The sequence below is a fragment of the Streptomyces sp. NPDC006197 genome (assembly GCF_040613865.1).
Taxonomy (GTDB): domain Bacteria; phylum Actinomycetota; class Actinomycetes; order Streptomycetales; family Streptomycetaceae; genus Streptomyces.
In genome coordinates, this window is sequence record NZ_JBEXSZ010000043.1 from 38662 (window position 1) to 53745 (window position 15084).

The window sequence follows — 15084 nt, forward strand, 5'->3', positions numbered from 1 at the left end:
AACTCCGCAGTGCGGGACAATGGCCCAATGACCGCGTTCACCCCTCTCGCCATCGGGCCGCACATCGTGCAGCCCCCGGTGGTGCTCGCCCCCATGGCCGGCATCACCAACGCCCCCTTCCGTACCCTCTGTCGTGAGTTCAGCGGCGGCAAGGGGCTGTTCGTGAGCGAGATGATCACGACGCGCGCCCTGGTCGAGCGCAACGAGAAGACGATGCAGCTCATCCGCTTCGACGAGACGGAGAAGCCGCGCTCGATCCAGCTGTACGGGGTCGATCCGGTGACGGTCGGCAAGGCCGTGCGGATGATCGTCGACGAGGACCTGGCCGACCACATCGACCTGAACTTCGGCTGCCCGGTCCCCAAGGTGACGCGGAAGGGCGGCGGCTCGGCCCTGCCCTACAAGCGGCCGCTGCTGCGGGCGATCCTGAACGAGGCCGTGGGCAACGCGGGCGACCTGCCGGTCACGATGAAGATGCGCAAGGGCATCGACGACGACCACATCACCTACCTCGACGCGGGGCGGATCGCGGTCGAGGAGGGCGTCACGGCGATCGCCCTGCACGGGCGGACGGCGGCGCAGCACTACGGCGGCACGGCCGACTGGGACGCGATCGCGCGGCTCAAGGAGCACGTGCCGGAGATCCCGGTGCTCGGCAACGGCGACATCTGGTCGGCGGACGACGCCCTGCGGATGATGCGCGAGACGGGCTGCGACGGCGTCGTCGTGGGCCGCGGCTGCCTGGGCCGCCCCTGGCTCTTCGGGGACCTGGTGGCGGGCTTCGAGGGTACGGGCGCCTACGCGCAGCCCGGCCTCCGGGAGGTCGCGGACGCGATGGTGAGGCACGCGCGGCTGCTCGGCGAGTGGCTGGGCGACGAGGCACGCGGTGTCATCGACTTCCGCAAGCACGTGGCCTGGTACCTGAAGGGCTTCGCGGTCGGCTCCGAGATGCGCAAGAAGCTCGCGATCACCTCTTCCCTGGACGAGCTGCGTGCTCAGTTGAGCGAGCTCGACCTGGACCAGCCGTGGCCGGTGGGTGCGGACGGCCCCCGGGGTCGTACGTCCGGAAACAACCGGGTTGTCCTGCCGGATGGGTGGCTGAAGGACCCGTACGACTGCGCCGGAGTGAGCGAGGACGCCGAGCTGGACACGTCCGGAGGCTGAGATTCAGCCCCTCCCGGGGGAGTGATCCTCGCCACCCCTGAGGGGGGTTGCGCTCAGATGAGCACATCGGGGTCGGTTGTACAGCCTGAAGGGGTGGCACTGGGTGCCACCCCTTTTGCATTCAAGAGTTGAACGCAAATGCTCGATTGGGCGCTCATAAGAGCGTCTCCTTCCTGGTTTGGGTCAACTGGCCTTCGGGCCGTGAAACCGGATACTTCGCATCGGTAACTTTCGAAGTGCTGGCGGATGGGTGGTTAAGACCGTGTGACCGGCAGGCGTACCTCCCTAGAAGCCTTCGATCTGGGTATGTTCCTCGCCGTCAGGGCAGCCAACCGAGTCGTCGAGGAGTCGAGACCCGTGTCGGGAAACATTGATCAGAAGTTCGTGTACGACTTCACCGAGGGCAACAGGGACCTGAAGGACCTGCTCGGTGGCAAGGGCGCCAACCTCGCCGAGATGACCAACCTCGGCCTGCCGGTGCCTCCGGGCTTCACGATCACCACCGAGGCGTGCAAGGTCTACCTCGAGAGCGGCTCGGAGCCGGTCGAGCTCCGCGACGAGGTGACCGCCCACCTCGACGCCCTCGAGCAGAAGATGGGCAAGAAGCTCGGCCAGGCCGACGACCCGCTGCTCGTCTCCGTCCGCTCGGGCGCGAAGTTCTCCATGCCGGGCATGATGGACACCGTCCTCAACATCGGCCTCTCCGACGAGTCCGTGAACGGCCTCGCCCGCCAGGCCGACAACGACCGCTTCGCGTGGGACTCGTACCGCCGGCTGATCCAGATGTTCGGCAAGACCGTCCTCGGCGTCGACGGCGAGCTCTTCGAGGAGGCCCTCGACGAGGCCAAGGCCGCGAAGAAGGTCGCCAGCGACACCGACCTGGACGCCGCCGACCTCAAGAAGGTCGTCAAGCACTTCAAGAAGATCGTGAAGGCCCAGACCGGCCGCGACTTCCCGCAGGACCCGCGCGAGCAGATGGACCTCGCCATCGAGGCCGTCTTCAACTCCTGGAACACGGACCGCGCCAAGCTGTACCGCCGCCAGGAGCGCATCCCGGGCGACCTCGGCACCGCCGTCAACGTCTGCTCGATGGTCTTCGGCAACCTCGGCCCGGACTCCGGCACCGGCGTCGCCTTCACCCGCGACCCCGCCTCCGGCCACCAGGGCGTCTACGGCGACTACCTGCAGAACGCGCAGGGCGAGGACGTCGTCGCCGGCATCCGCAACACCGTGCCGCTGGCCGACCTCGAGTCGATCGACAAGAAGTCGTACGACCAGCTCATGCACATCATGGAGACGCTGGAGACCCACTACAAGGATCTCTGCGACATCGAGTTCACCATCGAGCGCGGCCAGCTCTGGATGCTCCAGACCCGCGTCGGCAAGCGCACCGCCGGTGCCGCCTTCCGCATCGCCACGCAGCTCGTGGACCAGGGCCTGATCGACGAGGCCGAGGCGCTCCAGCGCGTCACCGGCGCCCAGCTCGCCCAGCTGATGTTCCCCAAGTTCGACGAGAACGCCAAGGTCGAGCAGATCGGGCGCGGCATCGCCGCCTCCCCGGGCGCCGCCGTCGGCAAGGCCGTCTTCGACTCGTACACGGCCGTCAAGTGGTCTCGCTCCGGCGAGAAGGTCATCCTGATCCGCCGCGAGACCAACCCGGACGACCTGGACGGCATGATCGCCGCCGAGGGCATCCTCACCTCCCGCGGCGGCAAGACCTCCCACGCCGCCGTCGTCGCCCGCGGCATGGGCAAGACCTGTGTCTGCGGCGCCGAGGAGCTGGAGGTCGACACCAAGCGCCGCCGGATGACCACGGCCGACGGCCAGGTCGTCGAGGAGGGCGACGTCGTCTCCATCGACGGCTCCACCGGCAAGGTCTACCTCGGTGAGGTACCCGTCGTGCCGTCCCCGGTCGTCGAGTACTTCGAGGGCCGCATGCACGCCGGCGCCGACGACGCCGACGAGCTCGTCGCCGCCGTCCACCGGATCATGGCCTACGCCGACCGCGTCCGCCGCCTCCGCGTCCGCGCCAACGCCGACAACGCCGAGGACGCCTCGCGCGCCCGCCGCTTCGGCGCCCAGGGCATCGGCCTGTGCCGCACCGAGCACATGTTCCTCGGCGAGCGCCGCCAGTACGTCGAGCGGCTCATCCTCGCCGACACGGACGCCGAGCGCGACGACTCGCTGAAGGCGCTGCTCCCGCTGCAGAAGCAGGACTTCATCGAGCTCTTCGAGGCCATGGACGGGCTGCCCGTCACGGTCCGCCTGCTCGACCCGCCGCTGCACGAGTTCCTGCCCGACATCACCGAGCTGTCGGTGCGCGTCGCCCTCGCCGAGTCCCGCAAGGAGCCGCACGAGAACGACCTGCGCCTGCTCCAGGCCGTGCACCGGCTGCACGAGCAGAACCCGATGCTGGGTCTGCGCGGTGTCCGCCTCGGCCTGGTCATCCCCGGCCTGTTCACCATGCAGGTCCGGGCGATCGCGGAGGCCGCGGCCCACCGCATCGACGCCAAGGGCGACCCGCGCGCCGAGATCATGATCCCGCTCGTCGGCACCGTCCAGGAGCTGGAGATCGTCCGCGAGGAGGCCGAGCAGGTCATCGCCGAGGTCCAGGCGCAGACCGGCGTCGAGCTGAAGCTCGCGCTCGGCACCATGATCGAGCTGCCGCGCGCCGCCGTGACCGCCGGTCAGATCGCCGAGGCCGCGGAGTTCTTCTCCTTCGGCACGAACGACCTGACGCAGACGGTGTGGGGCTTCTCCCGCGACGACGTGGAGGCCTCGTTCTTCACCGCGTACCTGGAGAAGGGCATCTTCGGCGTCAGCCCCTTCGAGACCATCGACAAGGACGGCGTCGGCGCGCTCGTGCGCAGCGCCGTCCAGGCCGGCCGGGCCACCCGCCCCGACATCAAGCTCGGTGTCTGCGGCGAGCACGGCGGTGACCCGGAGTCGGTGCACTTCTTCCACGAGGTCGGCCTCGACTACGTCTCCTGCTCGCCCTTCCGGATTCCGGTGGCGCGCCTGGAGGCCGGCCGCGCCGCGGCCGAGGCGAAGGGCAGCGACAGCCGCTGAGTCCACCGGGGCCGCCGTCGGTCACGCCTTGACCCTCACCGACGGGCGGCGGCTCCGGATTCACAAAAGAGACGGGACGGACACCTTTGTGCGGAGGTGTCCGTCCCGTTCTTTGTTCGTTTGTTGGTCGAGCTGATGTGAGTCAATGTTCAATTGCGGCTGATTGGATTATTGGCCATTGAACTTGTTGGATTCCTCGGCGCAAAGAACGGGGCGGCGCGGCCTCCGGATCCCCACCCGGAGGCCGCGCCCTTTACCGATGCCGGGCAGGTGAGCCACAACCTCGCCGACCGCCGCCGGACGGGCAAAGCCCCCCACGGTCTTCACCACGTCACCTCGGTCCTGAAGGTTTCCTGCCCGACCCGTACAGCTTTTCGGTTCCCCCCTGATCGCCGCGATGCCTTTCAACTGTGGCTGAAACACCCTGGTAACGTGCAGTGATGCTGTGCATACTCGTCGTCGGGGGTGGTTGCGAGTGCACAGGTGGGGACGTTCATGCTGCGGATTCATTTCACCGGAGACGACTTGGCGGGAGTGCGGACGGCCGCCCGGCCGGACGTTCTGTGGGAAACGATTCTGAGCTTTCACCGTTTAAGGGACCGGCGCGGCTCCGTCGTGTACGGAGAATGGCGCTCCGACGCCCGGATGCGGCTCGGCGGCGAGACCCGGCTCCTCGCCGCGCTCGTTCCCAGCCGCGGCTATTTCCCCGACTTCCTGACGCCCGCCGAAGGCGTCCACGGCCTCGACGAGGGCCTCCAGGCGATCCGCGCCACCGACCCCGGCCGGCTGCGCGGCGAACTCTCGCTGCTCGCCGCCGACCGCTCCGGCGGCCGGACCGTGCCCCACTCGCTGCGCGCCCTCGCCGACGGCGGGGCGGAGCCCTTCGACCGGCTCGTGGGGGCCCTGCGCGGCTACCACCGGGCCGCGATCGAACCGTACTGGCCGCACATCCGGGCCCGCGTCGAGGCCGACCGGGCCCGCCGCGGCCGGGCCCTCCTGGACGGCGGCGCCGAGGAGCTGCTCGCCTCGCTGCCGCCGATGCTGCGCTGGCGCGCGCCCGTCCTGGAGGCGGACTACCCGGTCGACCGGGACGTCCACCTCGACGGGCGCGGGCTGCTGCTCCAGCCCTCGTTCTTCTGCCGGGGGACCCCGGTGGTGCTGCGCGACCCCGCGCTGCCGCCGGTCCTCGTCTACCCCGTCACGCACGGCGAGGCGCCGACCGTCCGCGCGCCGGGCGGCTCCTCGCTGGCCAAGCTGGTCGGCCAGACCCGCTCGGCCGTCCTGCACGCCATCGGGGACGGCGGGACGACCAGTGAGCTGGCCCGCAGGGCCGGGGTGTCGCTGGCCTCGGCCAGCCAGCACGCGGGCGTGCTGCGCGAGGCCGGGCTCATCGCGACCCTCCGCCACGGCAACGCGGTCCTGCACACGCTGACGCCGCTGGGCGCCGCCCTGCTCGGCGGCGCCCAGCGAGCGGTGGACCTGCGCTGCTACCCGGGCGGCTACGCGCGGAACGGGCAGGTCACGCCATAGCTACGCGCGGAGAAGGCCCGCCCCGTCACCGGGTGCGGAGCGGGCCCTTCACCTCGCGGCTACGCGCGGAACGGGCCCTTCACCTCGTAGGTGATGCCGCCCGAGGAGCTGCCGGTCGTGCCGCGCTGGCTGGAGAAGTACAGGCGCGTGCCGTCGGGGGAGAAGGCCGGTCCGGTGATCTCGGAGCCGGACTGGCCGTTGATCCGCAGGAACGGCGTCACGACGTCGTCCGGCGTGATCAGGCAGATCTCCATGGTGCCGCCGTCCTCGGCGACGTACAGGTCGCCGGAGGAGGAGCCGGTGATGTTGTCGACGCCGGTCAGCGGGGCGCCGCCGCCGACGACCAGCGAGTCGTCGTAGGCCAGCTCGTACGTGCCGGCGGCGAGGTTCACCTGCCAGACCCGGTTGTCGCCCTTGGTGGTGAACCAGACGGTGTCGTTCGCGTAGTGGCAGCCCTCGCCGCCGTTGAAGTGCTTGGCGCCGGAGACCTGGGTGCGGGTGGTGGTCGGGGAGCCGTCCGGGTCCGGCACGTTCTGCCAGCCGAAGGTGCCGGACGTGCCGGTGCCGGCCGTGAAGACCTGGAGGGTGCCGGAGGAGAGGTCGCCCCAGGCGGTGGGGACGAAGCGGTAGAAGCAGCCGTCCGTCTCGTCCTCGGTCAGGTAGACCACCCGGCGCACCGGGTCGGCGGCCGCCGCCTCGTGCTTGAACCGGCCCATCGCGTCCCGGCGGGTGGCGGTGCCGCCCCACGGGTTCGTCTCGTAGACGTAGCCGAGGGACACCTCCTCGCAGGACAGCCAGGTGTTCCACGGGGTCTTGCCACCGGCGCAGTTCTGGCGGGTGCCGGAGAGGATGCGGTACGCGCCGGTGATCGCGCCCGCCGAGTCGAACCGCACCGCGCTCGCGCCGCCGCCGGGGTTGATCTCCGAGTTCGAGACGTAGATCCAGCCGGTGCCGTCGGCGAAGCAGGCGCCGCCGTCGGGGGCGCTGTGCCAGGCGTACGAGGTGCCGGTCACGGTCTGGCCGGACCGGGCGATCACCCGGCTGCTGAACCCGGCCGGCAGCTGGATGCCGTTCGCGTCGGCCGCGCCGAGCGCCCCGTACGGGCCGGCGCCGGGCTGGGCGGGGGCGGCGACGGCCGCGCTCTGCCACAGGCTGCCGCCGAAGGCGGCGGCCGAGGTGCCGATGACCGCTCCACGCAGGAAAGTGCGTCGCTCCACGTCTCACTCCCGAGAAGGGTGGTGCCCCGCCGCACCGGTCGGCGACGGGGTCGCGCGCTTCCGGAACCTAGGAGTACGGAGTTGACTGCGCGTCAACGAGCGGTGACGGGGAGACGGGGTCTTGCTGTCGGTGCGGGGCGCGGTGCCAGGCGTCGCGAGCCCGGCCTGATCGACAAGACACCCGCCAGGTTCCCGCCATGTCGATTCACGCGCACCTGAGCGGTTCCGTACGGCTGCCCGGAGCCCGGAGCCCGGAGCCCGGAGCCCGGAGCCTGGTCAACGGCGACGTCTACGAGAGCCGCCGGGACGGCACCCGCCGCGCCCTGCTGTTCCACGGCGACGGCCTGGAGGTCCACGACCTGGGGGACCTTCGGCACTGGGGCCCCGCCCGGCGGCGGGGCACACTGGGGGCATGCGTGAGACCCCCGACATCGGCGACCGCCACGACCTCGACGTGCTGCTGCGGCGCTTCTACGGCGCCGCCTTCGCCGATCCGCTGATCGGGCCCTTCTTCACCGAGATCGCCGGGACCGACCTGGAGGTCCACCTGCCGCGCATCACCGACTTCTGGGAGCGCGCCCTCTTCCGTACCGCCGACTACGGCCGCGACGCCTTCGCCCCGCACGCCGCCCTGCACACCGCCCGGCCGCTCACCGCCGCCCACTTCGGCCGCTGGGTGCAGCTCTGGCGCGCGAGCGTCGACGGACTCCACAGCGGGCCCCGGGCCGAGCGGGCCAAGGCGCAGGGCGAGCGGATCGCCCTGGCCATGCTGAGGCGGCTGGGCGACGGGTCGACGGAGGGCACGGGCGGCGGCTTCGTCCCGCTGGCGGCCCTCGCACTGCGCTCCGTGGCCTGAGCGAAGGACTCTCCGGGAGCGAGGGGAGAAAAGTTTCTTCGGGGGCGATGAGTTCCGAGGGGCGGGGCCGTCTTACCTCTCGACAGCACCGCACGACGGAAGAGAGAGCGCCATGGCCCCCCAGATGATCTTCGTGAACCTGCCCGTCAAGGACGTCGACGCCAGCAAGGCCTTCTTCGAGAAGCTCGGCTACTCCTCGAACCCGCAGTTCAGCGACGAGACCACGGCCTGCGTGGTCATCAGCGACACGATCTTCGTGATGCTCCTCGAAGAGCCCAAGTTCACGTCGTTCATGGCCCCCGGCAAGGAGGTCGCCGACGCGACCAGGACCACCGAGGTCCTGGTCACGCTGAGCGCGGAGAGCCGGGAGAAGTGCGACCGGCTCGCCGACGCCGCCCTCGCGGCCGGCGGCGGCCCGGCGAAGGAGCCGCTGGAGATGGACTTCATGTACGGCCGCTCCTTCACCGACCTGGACGGCCACCACTGGGAGGTCTTCTGGATGGACCCGGCGGCCGTCCAGGGCTGAGCGCCCGGAGCCGTACTCAGGCCGAGACGCCGCCGTCGATCACCAGGTCCGTGCCGACGGCGGAGCCCGCGTCGTCCGACGCGAGGTACAGCACCGCCGCCGCCACCTCGGCCGCGGACGAGATGCGGCCCAGCGGCGACTGCTCCTTCATCCGGACCTCGCGCTCGGCCTCCGTCTCGCCGGGCTGCAGCGACATCGTGGACTCCGCGGCGCCGGGGCTGACGGCGTTGATCCGGATCCCGTCGCCGATGTGGTCCAGGGCCGCGGCCCGGGTGAGCGCCGAGACCGCCGCCTTGGAGACCTGGTAGCCGAAGACGCCGGGGAACCGGACGTGCGGACCCAGGTTGGACGCGATGTTCACGATGGCCCCGCCGCCGTTCGCCCGCATGTGGCCGACCTCGGCCTGGAGGGCGTGCAGCACGCCCGTGACGTTGATGTCGAGCAGCGTCCGCCAGTCCTCCAGGGGGAAGTCGGCGGCGCTGTGGCCGCCGCCCCGGAAGACCCCCGCGTTGTTCACGGCGACGTCCAGGCCGCCGAACAGCTCGACCGTGCGCCGGACCAGCTCCCTGGTGGACCCGGCGCTCGACACGTCGGCGGTGACCGCGGCGGCGGTGCCCCCGGCGGCCTCGATCAGGGCGACCGTCCCGTCGAGGGACTCCGCCGTACGGCCGGCGGCGACGACCTTCGCGCCCTCGGCGGCGAACGCGAGGGCGATGGCCCGGCCGAGACCGGAACCGGCGCCGGTGACGAGGACGGTGCGACCGGTGAAGCGTGCGGACATGAGAGCTCCTTGAACTTGACCGTACATTCCAAAATAAGTGCCGGAGAAGGGGCGCCCCGTGGGCGCCCCTTCCTCAGTCCAGCAGTGCCAGCGCCTGCTCCGCCGCGTCCGTGACCCGGCCCGGCTCGCTCGACACCTTGCCGACCACCCGGATCCCCTGCAGCAGCACGAGCAGCATCCGGGCGAGGGCCCGCGGGTCCCTGTCGGCCGGGAGCTCGCCCCCGGCCCGGGCCCGGACGAGCGCCCCGTGCAGGAGCGTCTCGATCTGCTCCCAGCTCAGCTCGACCCGCCGGGCGACCACCGCGTCGTGCGGCCCCAGCTCCGCCGCCGAGTTGGTGACGAAGCAGCCGTTCAGCCGCCCCCCGTCCGCCGCCGCCTCGGCGGCGAAGCGGCGGACGAGGGCCCGCACGGCCGGCAGGGCCGGGCCCGGCGCGGACAGCTCCTCGACGATCCGCGGATCCTGGGCCTCCGCGTAGCGGTCCATCGCCTTCAGGTACAGCTCGTGCTTGTTGCCGAAGGTCGCGTAGATGCTGGCGCGGCCGATGCCGAGGTGCTCCACGAGGTCGGACATCGTCGTCGCCTCGTAGCCGCGCGCCCAGAACAGTTCGAGGGCTGACTGGAGCGCGGCCTCCGGATTGAATTCCTTGGTCCTGGCCACGAGAAGACCGTACGACCATCTGGAACGATCGGTCAAGTTTACGAGTGGGCAGGCTGGTTCACGCGGACCGGGTACACCGCCACCGCGACCTCGTCGTCGTCCAGGCACCGGCCCGTCTCCAGGTCGAAGCGCTGCTTCAGGAGCGGCGAGGCCACGAACGGCCGCCCGCCCGCCGTACCGACGAGACCCCGGGACAGCACCTGCGCCCCCGTGAAGGGATCGCGGTTGTCGATCGCGTACGTCCGGCCCGACCGGTCCCGGAAGACCGCCACCTGCCGGCCGTCCGGCAGCAGCGCCGCCACGCCCCGGCCCGGGGTCAGCCGGGCCTCCTCGCAGACCGCCATCCAGGAGTCGTCGGACAGGTCGGGGGACAGGGAGAGTTCGAGTGTCCCCGCCGGTTCGAGTGTCGTCGTCATCGGGAGGTGGCTCCTTCCAGCGTTCCGATCGTGAGAATCGTGAGGTCCGGCTTGATCTGGTCCCGCTCCGGCACGAACCGGACCGACGGGTCCGGTGCCCCCGGCGCGTTCACGAAGGAGACGAAGCGCCGCAGCCGCTCCGGGTCGTCCAGGGTCTCGGCCCACTCGTCCCGGTAGTCCTCGACGTGCGCCGCCATCAGCGCCTCCAGCTCGTCGCAGAGCCCGAGCGAGTCGTGCACCACCACGTCCCTGAGGTGGTCGAGCCCGCCCTCCAGGCGCTCCAGCCAGGTCGAAGTCCGCTCCAGGCGGTCCGCCGTCCGGATGTAGAACATCAGGAACCGGTCGATGAGGCGGACCAGTTCGGCGTCCGAGAGGTCCTGCGCGAGCAGGTCCGCGTGGCGCGGGGTCGCGCCGCCGTTCCCGCCGACGTACAGGTTCCAGCCGTTGGCCGTCGCGATGATCCCGAAGTCCTTCGACTGCGCCTCCGCGCACTCGCGGGCGCAGCCCGAGACCGCCGACTTCAGCTTGTGCGGGGCGCGCAGGCCCCGGTAGCGCAGCTCCAGCTGGATCGCCATCTTCACGGAGTCCTGGACGCCGTAGCGGCACCAGGTCTGCCCGACGCAGGACTTCACCGTGCGCAGCGCCTTGCCGTACGCGTGCCCCGACTCGAAGCCCGCGTCGACGAGCCGCGTCCAGATCGAGGGCAGCTGGTCCACCCGCGCGCCGAAGAGGTCGATCCGCTGACCGCCGGTGATCTTCGTGTAGAGCCCGAAGTCGCGGGCCACCTCGCCGATCACGATCAGCTTGTCCGGGGTGATCTCACCGCCGGGGATGCGCGGCACCACCGAGTAGGAGCCGTTGCGCTGCATGTTGGCGAGGAAGTGGTCGTTGGTGTCCTGGAGGGAGGCCTGCTCGCCGTCGAGGATGTAACCGCCCAAACCGATTGTCGGGGCGAGGGAGGCGAGGATGGACCCGACGGTCGGCTTGCAGACCTCGCAGCCCTCGCCGCCCCGCGCCTCCTCCCGCCCGTGCGAGTCGAGCAGCGCCGCGAAGGAGGTCAGCCGCAGGGTGCGGGCGATCTCGTAGAGCTCGCTCCGGGTGTACGAGAAGCAGCCGCAGAGCCCCTTGTCCGTGGGAGCCGGCAGCAGCTTCTCGATCACCTTCACGCAACTGCCGCAGCCCGTACCGGCCTTGGTGCACTTCTTCACCTCGGCCAGCGACTCGCACTGGCCGATGGCGTGCTTGGTCACGTTGTGGCAGGAGCAGATCACCGCGTCGTCCGGCAGCGCCGAGGGGCCGAGCGCCACCGGCGCGCCCGCGCCCGCCGGGAGCACCAGCTGCTCGGGCGAGACCGGCGGCACGGTGCCGGTCAGCGGGCGAAGCAGACCGTACTGCTCGGCGTCGCCGACCAGGACACCGCCCAGCAGCACCCCGTCGGTGGAGACCACCAGCTTCTTGTAGACGCCCGAGCGGGAGTCGGAGTACACGACGTCGAGGCAGTCCTCGGCCGTCCCGTGCGCGTCGCCGAAGGAGGCCACGTCCACGCCGAGCAGCTTCAGCTTCGTCGACATGTCGGCGCCCGTGAAGCCGTCCCCGGCCCCCTCCCCGGCGATCGCCGCCGCCGCCGTCTGCGCCATCTCGTAGCCCGGCGCCACCAGGCCGTACACCCGGCCGTCCGAGGCCAGCGCGCACTCGCCGATCGCGAAGACCGCCGGGTCCGACGTACGGCACAGCTCGTCGACCGCGATGCCGCCGCGCTCGCCGACCGTCAGGCCGCAGTCGCGGGCCAGCTGGTCCCGGGGCCGTACGCCCGCCGAGAACACCACCATGTCCGTGGCCAGTTCGGAACCGTCCGACAGCTTCATGCCCGTCACGGCGCCGTCCGCCGCCACGACCTCCTGCGTGCCCGTCCCCGTGTGCACGGTCAGGCCCATCTTCTCGATCGTGCGGAGCAGGGCCGCGCCGCCGCCCTCGTCGACCTGCACCGGCATCAGACGCGGCGCGAACTCCACGACGTGCGTGTCCAGGCCGAGGCCCTTCAGCGCGCCCGCCGCCTCCAGGCCGAGCAGACCGCCGCCGACGACCGCGCCGGTCGTCGCCGTCTTCGCGTACTCCTCGATCGCGAGCAGGTCCTCGATCGTGCGGTAGACGAAACAGCCCTTGGCGTCCTTGCCGGGGACGGGAGGCACGAAGGGGTACGAGCCGGTCGCGAGGACGAGGGTGTCGTACGCGAAGACCCGGCCCGAACGGGCCGTGACGGTCCGGGCCTCCCGGTCCACGGTCTCGGCCGGGTCGTCCGTGTACAGCTCGATGCCGTGCTTCTCCATGAAACCGGCCTCGACCATCGACAGGTCGTCGGGCGTCTTGCCGGAGAAGTACGAGGTCAGCTGGACGCGGTCGTAGGCCGGACGCGGCTCCTCGCAGAGGACCACGATCCTGGCCCGCTCGGTGACGCCACGGTCGGCGAGCGCCTCCAGGAACCGCTGGCCGACCATTCCGTGGCCGACCAGGACGATGGTGGGAGTGGTCATGAGGAGCCTCCGTCGTGGGTGAGCAGGTGGAGCAGGGGGGCCTCGTCGGGCAGGGCTTCGTCGCCCTCCCAGGCCCTTGCGAGCGCGCCGACCGCGGCCAGGTCGCCGAGGAGAACGCCCCCGACGAGCCGGTCCCCGCGGACGACGACCTTCCGGTAGGCGCTGCGCGTGGCATCGGTGAGCTGGACGACGTCGTCACCGGGGCGGGCGGTGACTTCGCCGAACGCGGCGAGATCGAGGGGGCGGGGACCGCCGAGGGTGAGCCGGGTGAGGGCGCGGGTGCCGGTGTAGCGGGTGGTCTCCGTCAGCAGCACGTCCGCCAGGGCGTCCGCCTGTTCCAGCGCCGGGCCCGCCAGGCCGTACACGCGCCCCCCGTGCTCCGCGCAGTCGCCGATCGCGTGGATGTACGGGTCCGACGTCCGCAGCTCGTCGTCGACCACGATCCCCGTCGCGACCTCCAGGCCCGCCTCCCGGGCGAGCGCGACCCGGGGCCGCACCCCGCACGCGAGGACCACGACCTGCGCGTCGAGGACGAAGCCGTCGGCGAGTTCGACCGCCGTGACCGCCCCGTCCCGCTGCCGCAGGCCGCTGACTCGGCACTCGGTGTGGACCTCGACGCCGAGGGCCTCGACGTGCTCCCGGAGCAGCGCCGAGGCGTGCTCGTCGAGCTGCCGCTCCATCAGGCGCTCGCCCTGCTGGGTGAGGACCACGTCCGCGCCCCGCTCGGCGAGGGCCCGCGCGGCGGAGACCCCCAGGAGCCCGCCGCCGATGACCACGGCCCGCACCCCGGGCCGCACCAGGGCGTGCAGCTCCAGGCAGTCGTCGAGGGTGCGGAAGGGGTGGACGCCGGCCGGGAGCGCCGCCCCGCGCAGTCCGCGCAGCGGCGGAAGCACGGGGTTGGAGCCGGTGGCCAGGACGAGCCGGTCGTAGGCGACGAGGGAGCCGTCCGCGCACTCGACGGTCCGCGCAACCCGGTCGATCCGCACCGCCCGCACCCCGAGCCGTACCGGCTCGCGGGTCCCGGGCAGGGCGATCACCTCGGGGGCGTACCGTCCGGCGAGGACGTCGGCGAGCAGCACCCTGTTGTAGGGGGCGTGCGGCTCTTCGCCGAGGAGGGTGACGGGCAGGCGCTGGGCGAGCCGGGCGCCCGCCGTCCCGCCCCCGACCACCACGATCCGTGTACTCATACCGGAAGGGTGCGGGGCCGGTGTTACCCGTCGGCATCCCGACTGTTTCCCGTACGGAACGCTGATCTCCGCCCGGGCCGGGGGCCGCTGTGAGGCCGCAAGCTCTGAACCAGCTCAACGATCAGGCGATCGATGGACGGGGCAACGACCGCCTCCCTAGGCTCACGGTCATGCCCGACATCTCACTGACCACCCTTGTCCTGCTCTGTATCGCCGCGCTCGTGGCGGGCTGGATCGACGCCGTGGTGGGCGGTGGCGGGCTGCTCCAGCTGCCCGCCCTGCTGCTCGGTCTTCCGCACGTCCCGGCCGCGTACGTCCTCGGCACCAACAAGGCCGTCTCGATCGTGGGCACCACGGGGGCCGCCGTCACCTACCTCCGCAAGGCGCCCGTGCGGGTGTGGACGGCGGTGCGGATCGGGCTCGCGGCCCTCGCCGGCTCCATGGCCGGCGCCTTCTTCGCGGCCGGGATCAGCAGTGAGGTCCTACGCCCGGTGATCATGGTGGTGCTGCTCGGCGTCGCGGCCTTCGTGATGCTGCGGCCCTCCTTCGGCGCGAAGGCCGAGGGGGAGGAGCGGGCGCCGCTGACCCGGGCGCGGATCGTGACCGCGATCGTGGTCGTCGGCGGCGGGATCGGCTTCTACGACGGACTGTTCGGGCCCGGCACCGGCACCTTCCTGGTCCTCGCGCTGACCGCCGTGCTCCACCTGGACCTGGTGACCGCCTCCGCCACCGCGAAGATCGTCAACGTCTGCACCAACGCGGGCGCGCTCGCCATGTTCGCCTACCAGGGCACCGTGTACTGGCAGCTCGCGGCCGTCATGGCCGTCTTCAACCTCGTCGGCGGGACGCTCGGCGCCCGGATGGCGCTGAGCAAGGGCGCCGAGTTCGTCCGCGGGGTGCTGCTCGTCGTGGTCCTGTCGCTGGTCGCGAAGCTGGCCTTCGACCAGTGGAGCTGACCGGGGCCGGGGCTACTTCACCCCGATGAGGTGGCCGAAGGCGACCACGTTCCCCTGGTAGCCGTTCTTCTTCGAGAAGCCGCCGCCGCAGGTGATCACCCTGATCTCGGCCCGGTCGGCCTCGTCGTACACCTTGCGGTCCGGGAAGTGCTTGTTGTCGTACACCTCGATCGCGTCGACCGTGAAGACGGCG

General features: G+C 71.4%; 12 protein-coding genes and 1 pseudogene. 6 read left to right on the forward strand and 7 right to left on the reverse strand.

What is annotated here, in order from left to right; genetic code table 11:
• Positions 1-27 precede the first annotated feature (27 nt).
• The 3 genes from dusB (at position 28) to ABZ318_RS16180 (ending at position 5763) form a co-directional block, all read left to right on the forward strand.
• Complete coding sequence (gene dusB / locus ABZ318_RS16170) at positions 28-1164, forward strand: tRNA dihydrouridine synthase DusB (protein ID WP_356903090.1); 1137 nt, start codon at positions 28-30, stop codon at positions 1162-1164.
• A 357-nt stretch (positions 1165-1521) separates the two neighbouring features.
• Entirely contained in the window at positions 1522-4233 is a 2712-nt protein-coding gene (gene ppdK, locus ABZ318_RS16175) for a pyruvate, phosphate dikinase (protein WP_356903091.1), read from the forward strand.
• A 495-nt stretch (positions 4234-4728) separates the two neighbouring features.
• Entirely contained in the window at positions 4729-5763 is a 1035-nt protein-coding gene (locus ABZ318_RS16180; protein ID WP_356903092.1) for a helix-turn-helix domain-containing protein, read from the forward strand.
• Between the two features lie 59 nt (positions 5764-5822).
• Here ABZ318_RS16180 and ABZ318_RS16185 read toward each other — a convergent pair whose 3' ends face one another.
• The gene (locus ABZ318_RS16185) at positions 5823-6980 is read right to left on the reverse strand and encodes an alkaline phosphatase PhoX (RefSeq protein ID WP_356903093.1); all 1158 of its coding nucleotides are present in this window, start codon (positions 6978-6980) and stop codon (positions 5823-5825) included.
• 412 nt (positions 6981-7392) lie between these two features.
• On the opposite strand from ABZ318_RS16185, the gene ABZ318_RS16190 reads away from it, so the two are divergent.
• The gene (locus ABZ318_RS16190) at positions 7393-7836 is read left to right on the forward strand and encodes a group III truncated hemoglobin (protein WP_356903095.1); all 444 of its coding nucleotides are present in this window, start codon (positions 7393-7395) and stop codon (positions 7834-7836) included.
• Positions 7837-7948: 112 nt separating this feature from the next.
• On the forward strand, positions 7949-8362 hold the full coding sequence (locus ABZ318_RS16195) for a VOC family protein (protein WP_356903096.1): 414 nt from the start codon (positions 7949-7951) through the stop codon (positions 8360-8362).
• Positions 8363-8378: 16 nt separating this feature from the next.
• Here ABZ318_RS16195 and ABZ318_RS16200 read toward each other — a convergent pair whose 3' ends face one another.
• The 5 genes from ABZ318_RS16200 to ABZ318_RS16220 all read right to left on the reverse strand — a co-directional run bounded on the left by ABZ318_RS16200 (position 8379) and on the right by ABZ318_RS16220 (position 13935).
• Positions 8379-9143, reverse strand: coding sequence for an SDR family oxidoreductase (locus ABZ318_RS16200; RefSeq protein ID WP_356903098.1), 765 nt, complete (start codon positions 9141-9143; stop codon positions 8379-8381).
• A 73-nt stretch (positions 9144-9216) separates the two neighbouring features.
• On the reverse strand, positions 9217-9801 hold the full coding sequence (locus ABZ318_RS16205) for a TetR family transcriptional regulator (RefSeq protein ID WP_356903099.1): 585 nt from the start codon (positions 9799-9801) through the stop codon (positions 9217-9219).
• A 38-nt stretch (positions 9802-9839) separates the two neighbouring features.
• Complete coding sequence (nirD, locus tag ABZ318_RS16210; RefSeq protein WP_356903100.1) at positions 9840-10217, reverse strand: nitrite reductase small subunit NirD; 378 nt, start codon at positions 10215-10217, stop codon at positions 9840-9842.
• A complete protein-coding gene (gene nirB, locus ABZ318_RS16215) occupies positions 10214-12748 on the reverse strand; it encodes a nitrite reductase large subunit NirB (RefSeq protein WP_356903101.1) in 2535 nt (844 codons plus the stop codon). Before nirB ends, nirD begins: the two co-directional genes overlap by 4 nt.
• Entirely contained in the window at positions 12745-13935 is a 1191-nt protein-coding gene (locus ABZ318_RS16220; protein ID WP_356903102.1) for an FAD-dependent oxidoreductase, read from the reverse strand. Before ABZ318_RS16220 ends, nirB begins: the two co-directional genes overlap by 4 nt.
• Positions 13936-14105: 170 nt before the next feature.
• On the opposite strand from ABZ318_RS16220, the gene ABZ318_RS16225 reads away from it, so the two are divergent.
• The gene (locus ABZ318_RS16225) at positions 14106-14891 is read left to right on the forward strand and encodes a TSUP family transporter (protein WP_356903103.1); all 786 of its coding nucleotides are present in this window, start codon (positions 14106-14108) and stop codon (positions 14889-14891) included.
• Between the two features lie 12 nt (positions 14892-14903).
• On the opposite strand, the pseudogene ABZ318_RS16230 reads toward ABZ318_RS16225, so the two are convergent.
• A pseudogene (locus ABZ318_RS16230) lies at positions 14904-15084 on the reverse strand (class F sortase); the annotation flags it as partial.